Below are 12,378 nucleotides of genomic sequence, written 5' to 3'. Positions count from 1 at the left end.
GTTTTCTCAAAAAAGCTATTACATGACTTTGGTGCCACACACGAAATCTTCGCTCACCAACACTCGACGTTGCCAAAATTTTCGCTCCCCATCACACCGTGCGCCCAAAGACTTCTCTGCCCAACACTCCACGTACCCGTCGAAATACTTGCCACTTATTAACGCCCTGCCTAAGGTCAATGAAGAAAAGGTTACAATTAAAAAATGTTAGCAGTTCATAACCTAACGAAAAGATATAAAAAGGTCACAGCTGTAGATGACCTCTCTTTCGCCATCGAACCCGGGCGCGTTACCGGCTTCCTCGGCCCGAACGGTTCAGGAAAATCCACCACTATGCGGTGCATCCTCGGACTGGATAACCCGACATCGGGATCAACTTCCATCTATGGACGCCTCTACAAGGACCTCCCCTCGCCTCTAACAACCGTAGGCGCACTCCTTGATCAAAAAGCCTTCCATCCCAAACGGACACCGCTCCAACATCTCCAAATTTTGGCAACACTGTACGGTTTCCCCAAAAAACGGGTAGATGAAGTCCTCGAAATGACAGGCATCACAAGTGTTGCGAAAAAACGCATCGGCGGTTTTTCTCTAGGTATGTCTCAACGCCTCGGTATCGCAACAGCCCTGCTAGGTGACCCTAAAGTTCTTCTTTTCGACGAACCAGTTAACGGACTTGACCCAGAAGGTGTGCGCTGGGTTCGCGAATTGTGCCAACACCTTGCATCGGATGGTAGAACCGTTTTCATTTCCTCCCATCTCATGAGCGAAATGGCGCAAACCGCGCAAGATATTGTCATTATTGGGAAAGGACGCCTTATCGCCCAAGGCCCCATAAGTGATTTCGTCAATGCTGAACAGAACACTCTCGTCCAGCTCATGTCCCCCAAGGTGAGCGAAACAGAAGAGCTCCTCACCTCGTCAGGCTTCACCTACACGGCACAGCGTAGCGATTCGGATCCGTACCCCACATTCATTATTCGAAGCAACGATGCCCCGGCGCTCGGCCAGCTCATGTTTAACCGCAATCTTCCGATTTACCACCTTTCGACAACCCATCGCAGCCTTGAGGATATTTTCATGTCCTTCACCTCATCTGCTGTGGATTATCGTTCTGGAATAAAAACGACGGAACCGGGCCACCAGCCCCTAGCGCCATCGAACACTAACCCATTCCCGCCACAGGGAGGCCAAGCATGAACGCGAACCCGCAGGAAACACAAATGAATACCAGAGTCCCTATTTCCACGGAACTGCCAAGCACCCCCTTTAAACCAACATTCTTCAGGCAGGTGTTAGGTGAGCTTCTCAAATTCTGGAAAGCTCGCTCCAATATCTGGCTTATTGCTATTACACTCTTCGTCGTCCTTCTTTTCTCCTACATTTTATTTAACGAGCTGAGCAAGGACGACATGGTGCACACTGCTGGCAAGGTGTCCTCAACTGCCATTCTTACGAGTATTTTCCCCTTCTGCTTTATCACCATACTCACAACCGCAACACTGCTTGTGACAACAGAATATTCGCACAACACCATGAGGCAAACGGTTCTTGCCTACCCGAAGCGGTGCTCCTGCGTTCTCACAAAACTAGTTGCGGTGTTTATTAGTGCCTTAATTATCGAGGCCGTCTCAACCCTGATGGTCATTTCTATCGGGTACATGTTCGGCATCCAACCAGCTTTCTCCGACGGGCAATGGTGGGTCCTGACAATGGTGCTGATTCTCCCCGGATGCCTCGCCATATTATCGATGTCCCTGGGTTACCTCGTACGATCCAGCGCCGGGACAATTTGCTTAACGTGGCTACTGTTCGTCATCGACTCGATTCTGCTCGTTCTTCCCATAGACTTCATGCATGAATACGTTTTTCCCTTCATGCCGGGGGCTCTTTTGAACGACGTTTTGCGCCCGGTAAATGACGGTTTCAGTGATATGTTCACCCTGATTGAATTGTCTGACCACGACCTTATTAGGCACACGCATCCCGTTCTTGCTTTCCTTTGTATCCTGGTGTGGTCGTTCGGATTCCTCGTTCTCGCCATGGGACGTTTCAGGAAATCTGATATTTAGACCTTTATTGTGAAGGACGACGGATGTGGGTGGTGCGCTTCGGCGCACCACCCACATTGTCACGTATTTATTAGTACCCCCGGTGAGACTCGAACTCACACTGAACAGATTTTAAGTCTGCTGCCTCTGCCATTGGGCTACGGGGGCATGATGGACATTATATACGCAAAATCCTCAAAAATAGTAGACTTGAGAAGAATTTTTGTCAATTCGTTGGGGCATTTGCCTACATTTTTGCAGGAAAATGCATCTGGCTTTCGCCGGGATATTCACCTAACGTGATGTTTGACATACCTCAACTAGCGCTCTGCGCGCACAGAGATTTATTAAGAAGTTTAGATATAGATGAATACACAAGATGCAAAGAAACGTTTGCACCGTGGCCGTTTAAGCCCCGGTCCTATCGCCCGGTATAAGGCAGCCCTCCAGCAGGATTCTTTCGCCGGACTTGTCCTTGTTCTTTTTGCAATTTCAGCTTTAGTTTGGGCAAACTCGCCTGCCCGCGACAGCTACGTGGCACTCGCCGAATACCATTTTGGCCCGAAAAGCCTCGGCTTGAACCTGAGCGTCACCGAATGGGCTAGCGATTTTCTTCTCGCACTGTTCTTCTTCCTGGTCGGCCTTGAGTTGAAGCAGGAATTCACCATTGGTTCCCTGCGCGACCCACGCAAAGCCGCCGTCCCCATCCTTGCCGCCTTCACCGGCATGGCTGGCCCCATCCTCGTCTACTGCGGTGTCCAGATTATTACCGGTTCAGGTGTGTACGACGGCTGGGCAATCCCGGTTGCCACCGATATTGCTTTCGCTCTCGGCATTTTGGCTATCGCGGGTAAGGGCATGCCTTCAGCGGCCGGTATTTTCCTCATGACCCTCGCCATTGCGGACGACCTCGGTGGCATTATCGTTATAGCCATTTTCTTCAGCGACGGCGTAAACTTCCTGTGGCTTTTGGGTGGCTTCGCTATCGCAGCGGTTTTCGGCCTCCTCTGCTTCAAACGTTGGAACCGCTGGTATCTCCTCTGGCCTCTCGCCCTCGTCACATGGTATTGCTTCTTCCGCGCGGGCGTTCACGCAACAATTTCGGCAGTTTTGCTGGGCTTCTGCGTCCCCACAACCGTGCGCGCAGATGAAGAACCAATGACGGTTCGTTTCGCCCACAAGTTCGAGTTCTTCTCCGCCGGTGTTGTCCTGCCGATTTTCGCCTTCTTCGCTGCAGGCGTGAATATTGTGGACGCGGGCGGTATTGTCCCGCTCCTCGTTGACCCGGTAGCTATCGGCATCTATCTCGGCTTGCCCCTCGGTAAATTCCTCGGTATTTGCGGTGGCACCATCCTTTTCATTAAGCTCTTCAAGCTCAAACTCGGGGACGGTATGCGCATGGGTGATCTTGTCCCCATCTCGGTTCTCGCCGGTATTGGTTTCACAGTCTCGCTTCTTATCGCAACCCTCAGTTTCCCTGCGGGAAGCGTTCACGAAGCACATTCTCGCGTAGGCGTTCTCCTCGGAACCCTGCTTTCGGTTATTTTCGGCTACATTCTCGCACACCTGCGCGTGCGCACACTGCGCAAACGTGGCCTCATCGCCACCCAGGAAGAAGAGGATGCTCTCGACGCGAAACTGAAAGAAGAGGAACAGACCTACCACAAGCGCAAGCGTGAAGAAGAAGAGCGCGCCCACCAACAACGCAAGCGCACTCAGAAATAAATCCCCTGTTTTTCTTTTTTATAACGACGACGAAGGACGCGCAGTTCTTCGTCGTCGTTTTATATCATAGGTTTCCACGGTTGGGGTTCACGTGCTGCCCACAGGGCAAGGCCGTCCAAAATATCATATTCGGAGGTCGTTACGTGGGAAATTTTTGTGCCGCGTTCGGCGCAGCGTTGCACAATTCTCTCAACAACGGTTTCCCACACGAGCGCGCCCGCCCCAATCACGGGGACGCGCCCAGGATGCATGAAACCGAGAGCCGCGCGTTCTTCAGCCGTGGCCGCAATATACCATTCGCATTGGGCGGTGATGTCCGCAATCGACATGGCTGTGCCGTGAACGCGCGAGGAGTCGTAGGTTTCCAGCTTTAGGTGTGCGGCCGTAACGGAAGTAACGGTTCCAGCAACGCCAATAATATGCTGTGCCCGGCCGATATCGACGTGCGCTTCGGCTTCGTCCAGTGCGCGGTGAATATCTTTGCGCGCGCTACAGATTTCTTCCAGCAGTGGTGGATCATTGCGGAAATGCCGTTCTTTCATGCGCACGCTTCCAACGTTCATGGAGAACGCCTGGAGAACCTGCCCCTGATCCGTGCCGAGAACGAGCTCTGTTGATCCGCCACCCACATCGATAACGAGGATTGTTTCCGCGTCGCTATGGTTCGTTGTGGATAGTGCGGGGTCACACGGTTTTGTGTCGTTGGCGTTCTCGACGGCGTTTGTGCTGGAATTTCTAGCCGCGTCCGTAACGGGAGCATCATAGAGTTGCCGGGCGGAAATTGCTCCGGCGAATGAGGTTTGTGCCTCTTCTTCACCGCTTAACACCTGCGGGTAAATGCCCATACGCGCATGGACGCCCTCAAGGAAAATATTTCGGTTTGACGCATCTCGCGTTGCGGAGGTCGCCGCAAAACGGACGGACTCAACACCGTATGTGGTACACAAGCGGGCATAATCATCAACCGCGGTAAGTGTTCGTTCAACTGCTTCAGGGACAAAATATCCGTTCTTATCAACGTCTTGCCCCAGGCGAACGATCTGCATATCTCGATGAAATTCCTGGGTTACGCGCCCATCTTTATCAATATCGGCAATAAGGAGCCTAATTGAATTCGTTCCGCAATCAATTCCCGCAACAATCATGCATTTATTTTAACCACGCACCCCGCCACCTCAACATCTTTCAACATTTCTCACCCCTCGCCGTCCCAACGCTACGTGCCACCAGCGCTATTTGCCCTTGTCTTACGGGAAGATCACACACCCCCAACGCTACGCTCCACAAAACCCGCCAAATCCCGTCGAACATAACTCAAAAACCCCACAAAGCCTCCGCGCACCCCGCCCGAAAAAAATTTGCGCAACTTTTCCATGACCTCTCTTAAAATAGATGTTAATTCGCCTCTACACTCCGAGTACGTGGCAATGATGTCACACAACATACTCAATGAAGAGAGAGATTATGAAAAAACATCTAGTAGGGTTTTCTGCAACCGCAGCATCCCTTGGTGGTTTGCTTTTCGGCTTTGACACATCCGTCATTTCCGGAACAACGGACGCTATGCAAAAACTCTGGAATTTAAGCGCAGGCGAACTCGGTTTCACGGTCTCGTGCGCACTTATCGGAACCATTATTGGCGCGCTGGGTGGCGGAATGCCAGCCGATAAATACGGCAGGCTCCCCATGCTCAAAGTCATTGCCTTCCTTTACACCACCACGGCCGTTCTTGTAGCCGTCGCCCCAACATGGTGGTTCTTTATTGTATTCCGCACGCTAGGCGGTGTGGCAATCGGTGCCTCATCAGTGATTGCGCCACTATATCTTGCGGAAATTGCGCCGACGAAACGCCGCGGGAAACTCGTGGCAACCTTCCAACTCAATATCGTGATGGGTATCGTGCTTGCCTACCTGTCCAACTTCATTATTGTGAAGCTGATGCCCATCGAGATCGGGTGGCGTTGGATGCTCGCGGTCCAGGCGGTTCCCGCGGTCGTTTTCTGGATTCTCTGCTACGTAATCCCCGAATCCCCGCGCTGGCTCTACCGTAAAGGGCGCACCGAAGAAGCCAAGGAAATTATGGGTGGTTTATTCGACGACGACGAATACAATCGCGTTCTCACGTTGCTGCGCAAGCCCCAGGCAACACAGAAAGCAAGCGCACCCTTCTTCAATAAACATAATGCACGCCCCATCTTCATGGCTGCCCTCATCGCGTTCTTCAGCCAGTTTGCGGGAACGAATGCGGTGCTCTACTATGCTCCTTCCCTGCTCGCCAATGCGGGAATTCCGGGAGATGCGGCCTTCGCAGCCTCAATCCTCGTCGGTTTAACGAACCTCATATTCACCTTTATTGGACGCGCACTTGTTGACCGCGTCGGAAGGCGCCCGCTCGTGGGTTGGGGAACCGCAATTGACTGTATTGCCCTCTTCGCTATCGCCTTCATCTTTGCTCGTAGTGGCGGGAAATTGGACCAGCAGAGCGGAATCCTCGTTCTCGTATTAATCCTTGTATTCATTGCGGCTCTGGCAACAGGTATTGGCTCGGTTCTCTGGGTGTTTATTTCCGAAAGCTTCGCTCCGGCATATCGCGCCGGTGGCCAAGCGGTTGGCTCCGCCTCGCACTGGATCAGTGCAGCGATTATTTCGGGAACGTTCCCGGTTCTCTTCGAATGGTCCAAGACGGGAACCTTCATTTTCTATGGTGCATGCATGTTCGCTGCCGTCTTGTGGGTTATTTTCCTCATGCCGGAAACTAAGGGACGCGCACTCGAAGAAATTGGCGCTGACACAACGAATTAACCGAGGAAACTAGGACACACAATGAACGTCACAATGGCCGATGTCGCTCGCCACGCCCAGGTCTCCGTCACCACCGTATCTCACGTAATGAACGGCACCCGGCGCGTGAACCACGCAACCCGCGAGCGCGTCCTTGCCACCGCCCGCCAGCTGGGCTACAAGCGACGTTCAACTGTTCGCTCCCTTGGCGTGGGTGGTACGCCCACTATCGGCATGGTCGGTTCCTTTATCCATAGCGAAAGCACACGCCAACAGTTCATGGATATTGCGGAGGCGATGGGAGAATCGGGGTGGCACGCGAGCCTCCTTGACTCTCAATCCTCCCCGATTGTGGAAGAGCAAGCCGTTGCGGTTCTTCTTTCCCAGCATGTTGATGCCGTGGTGATTTCACCGCTTGCCGGTTGGCGGCGCCACAGTTTGCGCCTGCTTCGAGCGCATGGCGTGCCCTTCGTCGTCGTAAATAATCTGGATCATGGGGTGGTTGCAACCCAAATTGGTGTGGATCGCACGGCGGCTTCCCAGGAATTAACGGCTAGTGTTTTTCGCGCTGGCGCAACCCTACCTGTCCTTGTGTATCCCGATCGTGGGATCGACGGTGGCACGAATTTCATGCGGGGTTTCGAGGCTGCGCATCGCCAGGAGCATCGCGCGGTAAAACGTATGCAACTGTTGCGCGGTTCGCGTTCGGATCACTATATGGAACATATTTTCCGGCAGGTTCTTGAGGCTGGTGCGGATGGTTTCGTCCTCGGTTCCTCATATTTTGTGCGTCCTGTCATGCGGGCGTGTGCGAATGCGGGCCTGTATCTTGGTAAAGACGTGTGGGTGGGTGTTTACGACGACGCCCCGCACCTCCTTCTTTACCCGGAGTTCTTTATTCGCGCCGAAGTTCCCTCTTTTGAGTGTGCCAACTCGGTTGTTGAAACGCTTGGGCACGCCTTGGATCCTCACTCTCCTCTCACATACGGGACACATTCGATTGATGTGTCTCTCATCGCCACGGCTCATAGTGGCCTGGTTCTTTCTTCTGAACACGATAGGGACGCTTCACTTCTCGACGACGCCGACTCTCCACATGCACGGGTTTCGTTTGGCGTTTTGCGTCCTTCTGCTCACGGGAGGCGCCATGCTGGCTGGCTTCCCACACATATTCATTCATCGTTAGCTGTAAAGGAAAATATTATGACTCCCTCTCTTTTCCCTGATCGTTACTTCCCCGGTTTACATATCCGCCCGAAATTTGGGTGGGTGAATGATGCCAATGGTTTCCATAAAATTGGGGACACGTACCACATGTTCTATCAGTTCAATCCTCTCGCGCCCTGGCATAACCAGATTAATTGGGGGCACGCCACATCCAAAGATTTAGTGAACTGGACGGAGCAACCTGTCGCGTTAAAGCCCCGTCATGGGGAGAATGATTCTGCGGGCTGCTGGTCCGGTGTCGGATTAATGGTCGACGGCGAATCGAACCTGCTCTATACCGCGGTGTCGGTAACTGACGGCCCTTCGGTTACTGTTCTCGCCCAACAGCGCGCGGATAAATCCGGCTGGGATCGCGTGGGCGTAGTTGCCGATATGCCACCTGTTGATAATGTTCGCGCCATGCGTGACCCCTTCATTTTCGAGGTGGATGGGCACCGTTGGGCGATTCACGGCGCGGGTTATGATAACGGGACGGCCGCGGTTCTCGTATATAACGCTGACGATTGGCATAACTGGACGTATGTGGGGCCGCTACTCACCGGCGAAGATCCTATTGCTTCCATTCACGCACCCGCACATATTTGGGAATGCCCCCAGCTTGTCCAGGTTGATGGACGTTGGGTGTTGGTGGCGTCTCTCTGGGTTGAGGCCGAAAGCCTCATGGATCATCTCAACGGCGTGGGGTATCTTGTGGGCGACCTTGATTTTTCTGCCGGTTACCCGACGTTCATTCCGAGCACTGGTGGCCAGTTTGATCGTGGTAGTGATTTTTATGCCCCGCAGTGCAAGATTGAGGATGGTCGCGTCCTTGTGTGGGGTTGGTCCTGGGAGGGTAGCGACCGCACCGATGAAGCGATTGATTCCTCAGGATATAATGGCGCCTTAACTTTCCCGCGCGAAATTGTGATGGATGGTGAGGGCCGGATTGTGCAACGTGTTGCCCCCGAGGTGCATCTCTTGCGCGAAAAGGATTCTGCTCAGGAAATTCAACCGGGGATCCGGGTTTCTCAACCTCGCGCTTTCAGCATTGATTTTGTTGGCGAAGGCAGTTTCCGACTCATCGATAACGGAACCGGACGTATTTTGCTGGATCAGCAGGTTCATCAGGAGGCAAATCTGTGGGTCGATGGTTCTATGGTGGAATATTTCAACCGCGAACCGTCGCTCACGGTTCGCGTCTATCCTGAGGGCGAGTTGTGCGTGGAAGTGAGCGAAGGTGTGAAGGCAACATCATATGTTCTTTCCGCTTTCGATGCTGAGGGCCGGCGCCCTGACGCTTTCCGTTTCCTCGATTCCGCGTCCTAAAATCACCATTTTTCGACGACGGATTCGGCGCGCTCGCTCAAGTTGTCCCAAGAATTTCACAAAAACGTGCGGTAGCGACAACACAACGCGCACACTCATCGAGAATTCGGAACACCGTCAATGCGAGCGTAGCCGGAAAAAGTCACGGGAAAAGTTACGGATAATGTTACGGGCGAACTAGGCTGCGGATGTTACTCGCAATGGCAGACGCTTGGATCCCAGTCGATGCGTTCAAGCGCCATATCGCCGAAGGGACACACGCCTTTCCCGACGCTGAGCGAATAGCCGGCGAGTGCGTGAAGGCATTTGATACGGTTCGGCATACCTCCTGCGGAGAAGTCCTTAATTTCGGGGACTTCTCCCAGGAGGTTTCGTCGTTCAATATAGATGCGATGCGCTTTCGCATATTCCGCTTGGAGACTTTCGCTCCCCTTTAACAGCTCGTTATATTCAGCCATAACGCCTTCACCTTCAAGGTGGCTGATTTCTTTCACAACATACGGAAGGGTGAGATAGAACAGCGTCGGGAAAGGCTCCCCGTGCGCAAGGCGTGGCTGGGTAATCGTTACGGCCGGGCGTCCGCAAGCACAACGCGCCCCAATACCCACAAGCCCTCGCGGAACGCGCCCCAAATGGAGCGTCAACGTCGTCGTATCACCCTCGCGAACAGGTGAGGCGTTCACGGCGATACGTGTGAGTAATTCTTGAGAAATATCGAGTTCCATAACTTCCTTAAAGTGATGCAGTAAAAATGTTGTGATGACCTTCAGTCATAGGTTTCCATCACTTAGCTTTTGTGGGAATCGGTGTGGGAATTTCCGCCCCGGGGCGCAGAGTTTCCTTACTTCCGGGCTCATAGACGGGAGCCGCGTTGGGGTTATCCAGGGTGCCCCGAGAGGCGTGGCCCGCAATCTGTAACGTATCCCAGGCGGTAACATACCAAGGCGTATTCATCCGACGCTGTTCGTTAACAGTATCCACACGCTTTTGAAGTTGTTGGAGGGCGCTACCCTTTGCCGGGTCGCCCGCAACATACAGACGCTGCCCAGGCACCACATATCCGAGACGAACTCGGGCTTGAGATTTCACAAACTCGGGGTCCGACCACATCGCTTTTTCTTTTTCCAAGATTTCGTTGTGTTCCTGCACTTTACTCAGTTGCGCCTGAACAGTACGTAAATCGCGTTGTTGACTTGTGTATCGGTTCGCTGTGGGAATAATGATAATGACAGCAAGAATAATAAAAAGTGCGACGACGAGAGAGCTGACGCTCACGGTTCCTTGACGGCTACCGGCTTCTACAGTAATTCGGGCTCGGCGTCTACCTGAACGCACATTTTTCCCACCCGGACGATTCCCTTTCCCATCGTTGGAGAAAGGACGACGATGCGAGACGGAGGACTCCGTTACGCCGGAATGTTTGTTTGAAGGTTGATGTGAACGGCGAGAAGATTGATTGGAATGCTCGGAAAAACTCCTGCGCCGTTGTGGCGAGGAACCTTTCATGGGACGTCGTGCATTCATATGCTCAAGTTTAGCTAATAACAATGCTGGAAGCTAAAAGCGACAACGGCTTCAATGCAATAAGTGGGCTTATCCATATATTCTCAAACATGACTTGTGGGCGCATCCGAAAGGATGCGCCCACAAGCTAAAAACAGGTAAAACTTCAGGGTTACTGTAAGCCTGAAGTTACTGTAGGCCCTTTATTCACACCGGTTTTCATCGAAAAATAAAACCATTCTAGGCGCAAGCTGGGATCCTTGCGTAAACCTTAGTTTTCCTAAAATTTAGGCCTTGAAACGTGGGAAGGCCTTGCGTCCAGCATATTCTGCATCTTCAGCAAGTTCATCTTCGATGCGGAGCAACTGGTTGTACTTGTTCACGCGCTCGCCACGAGCCGGAGCACCCGTCTTGATCTGACCGGAGTTGGTGGCAACTGCGAGATCAGCCAAAGTGGTGTCCTCTGTTTCGCCGGAGCGGTGTGAGGTAACGGAGGTGAAGCCTGCACGGTGTGCAAGTTCAACGGCTTCGAGGGTTTCTGTCAAGGTACCGATCTGGTTTAGCTTCACGAGGAGTGAGTTCGCAGCCTTGAGTTCAATACCCTTAGCAAGACGCTTGGGGTTGGTAACGAAGAGATCGTCGCCAACGATCTGAACACGATCGCCAATTTCGCTGACGAGCTTAACCCACCCATCCCAATCTTCTTCGTTGAGCGGATCTTCGATGGAGACGAGCGGATACTTGGTGATGAGTTCTTCGTAGTATTCGATCATTTCATCGGAGGTGCGTTCCTTACCTTCGAAGGTGTAGACGCCATCCTTGTAGAATTCGGAGGAAGCAACATCGAGGCCGAGTGCAACATCTGCGCCGGGCTTGTAGCCAGCCTTATCAATGGCTTCAACGATGAGATCGAGTGCTTCTGCGTTGGAATCGAGATTCGGCGCGAAACCACCTTCGTCGCCAAGGCCGGTGGAAAGTCCACGTTCCTTAAGAACAGCCTTCAAAGTGTGGTAGATTTCGCTTCCCCAGCGAAGAGCTTCCTTGAAGCTTTCAGCACCGATGGGGAGAATCATGAATTCCTGGATATCAACGTTGGAATCAGCATGTGAACCACCGTTGAGAATGTTCATCATGGGAACGGGCAGAACGTGAGCGTTCGGGCCACCAATGTACTGGTAGAGAGCCAAACCGGCAGATTCTGCAGCGGCATGTGCAACAGCCAAGGACACGCCAAGAATAGCGTTGGCGCCATACTTGCCCTTGTTGTCTGTGCCATCAAGATCGATCAGGAGGGCATCGAGTGCACGCTGATCACTGGCATCCATGCCAATGAGTTCGGGAGCGAACACTTCGTTAACAGCTTCAACAGCCTGTTCTACACCCTTGCCAAGGTAACGCGACTTATCTCCGTCACGCTTTTCAACTGCTTCAAAAGCGCCAGTGGAGGCGCCTGATGGAACAGCCGCACGCTTGTAGGTGCCGTCATCCAAAACAACTTCAACTTCGAGGGTAGGGTTACCGCGTGAATCAAGAATTTCGCGGGCGTTAAGTGCCTCAATGAAAGCCACAGGTACTCCTTCTTTAATGTTGTGCCACTCTTCGTGGCTACCTGTACGGGATTTTCCCGCCATTTCTATTGTCCCCTATGGAACACTCTCACGTCACATAAAAAGAGAAACACCACATTTTTACACGTCGTACTATTTTTTCCTTGGGTGTACGACGAAAAACGAGGACTTTTTACCCACCCAACAACCGCATTCACACAATGCACAAATACCCGCAC

The 12,378-nt window shown here is 52.7% G+C and carries 9 protein-coding genes and 1 tRNA gene; 5 read left to right on the top strand and 5 right to left on the bottom strand.

What is annotated here, in order from left to right; genetic code table 11:
• Positions 1 to 204 precede the first annotated feature (204 nt).
• Together G445_RS0102665 and G445_RS0102660 are read left to right on the top strand one after the other, a co-directional pair.
• Complete coding sequence (locus tag G445_RS0102665) at positions 205 to 1,200, top strand: ABC transporter ATP-binding protein (protein WP_022866025.1); 996 nt, start codon at positions 205 to 207, stop codon at positions 1,198 to 1,200.
• A 23-nt stretch (positions 1,201 to 1,223) separates the two neighbouring features.
• Positions 1,224 to 2,072: an ABC transporter permease gene (locus tag G445_RS0102660; protein WP_169511054.1), complete on the top strand. Its 849-nt coding sequence runs from the start codon at positions 1,224 to 1,226 to the stop codon at positions 2,070 to 2,072.
• Positions 2,073 to 2,146: 74 nt separating this feature from the next.
• On the opposite strand, the gene G445_RS0102655 is transcribed toward G445_RS0102660, so the two are convergent.
• Positions 2,147 to 2,219, bottom strand: a tRNA-Leu gene (locus tag G445_RS0102655).
• A 198-nt stretch (positions 2,220 to 2,417) separates the two neighbouring features.
• Between G445_RS0102655 and nhaA the strand changes: the two genes are divergently transcribed.
• A complete protein-coding gene (gene nhaA / locus G445_RS09345) occupies positions 2,418 to 3,776 on the top strand; it encodes a Na+/H+ antiporter NhaA (protein ID WP_084676420.1) in 1,359 nt (452 codons plus the stop codon).
• A gap of 59 nt (positions 3,777 to 3,835) precedes the next feature.
• On the opposite strand, the gene G445_RS09340 is transcribed toward nhaA, so the two are convergent.
• The gene (locus G445_RS09340; protein ID WP_022866023.1) at positions 3,836 to 4,921 is read right to left on the bottom strand and encodes a Ppx/GppA phosphatase family protein; all 1,086 of its coding nucleotides are present in this window, start codon (positions 4,919 to 4,921) and stop codon (positions 3,836 to 3,838) included.
• 319 nt (positions 4,922 to 5,240) lie between these two features.
• Here G445_RS09340 and G445_RS0102640 point away from each other — a divergent pair, with 319 nt between their 5' ends.
• Both G445_RS0102640 and G445_RS10735 read left to right on the top strand, forming a co-directional pair.
• Complete coding sequence (locus G445_RS0102640) at positions 5,241 to 6,578, top strand: sugar porter family MFS transporter (RefSeq protein ID WP_022866021.1); 1,338 nt, start codon at positions 5,241 to 5,243, stop codon at positions 6,576 to 6,578.
• Positions 6,579 to 6,599: 21 nt separating this feature from the next.
• Entirely contained in the window at positions 6,600 to 9,089 is a 2,490-nt protein-coding gene (locus G445_RS10735) for a LacI family DNA-binding transcriptional regulator (RefSeq protein ID WP_022866020.1), read from the top strand.
• A 191-nt stretch (positions 9,090 to 9,280) separates the two neighbouring features.
• Here G445_RS10735 and G445_RS0102630 read toward each other — a convergent pair whose 3' ends face one another.
• The 3 genes from G445_RS0102630 to eno all read right to left on the bottom strand — a co-directional run bounded on the left by G445_RS0102630 (position 9,281) and on the right by eno (position 12,160).
• Positions 9,281 to 9,814, bottom strand: a complete 534-nt coding sequence (locus G445_RS0102630; protein ID WP_022866019.1) for a DUF501 domain-containing protein — start codon at positions 9,812 to 9,814, stop codon at positions 9,281 to 9,283.
• Between the two features lie 58 nt (positions 9,815 to 9,872).
• The gene (locus tag G445_RS09330; RefSeq protein WP_102165430.1) at positions 9,873 to 10,613 is read right to left on the bottom strand and encodes an FtsB family cell division protein; all 741 of its coding nucleotides are present in this window, start codon (positions 10,611 to 10,613) and stop codon (positions 9,873 to 9,875) included.
• Between the two features lie 266 nt (positions 10,614 to 10,879).
• The gene (gene eno, locus G445_RS0102620; RefSeq protein WP_026420883.1) at positions 10,880 to 12,160 is read right to left on the bottom strand and encodes a phosphopyruvate hydratase; all 1,281 of its coding nucleotides are present in this window, start codon (positions 12,158 to 12,160) and stop codon (positions 10,880 to 10,882) included.
• Positions 12,161 to 12,378 lie beyond the last annotated feature (218 nt).

This window comes from Actinotignum urinale DSM 15805, from assembly GCF_000420445.1.
In the GTDB taxonomy this organism is placed as follows: domain Bacteria; phylum Actinomycetota; class Actinomycetes; order Actinomycetales; family Actinomycetaceae; genus Actinotignum; species Actinotignum urinale.
Note: the sequence above shows the minus strand (reverse complement) of the source record. Positions and strands in the feature narration are given on the sequence as shown.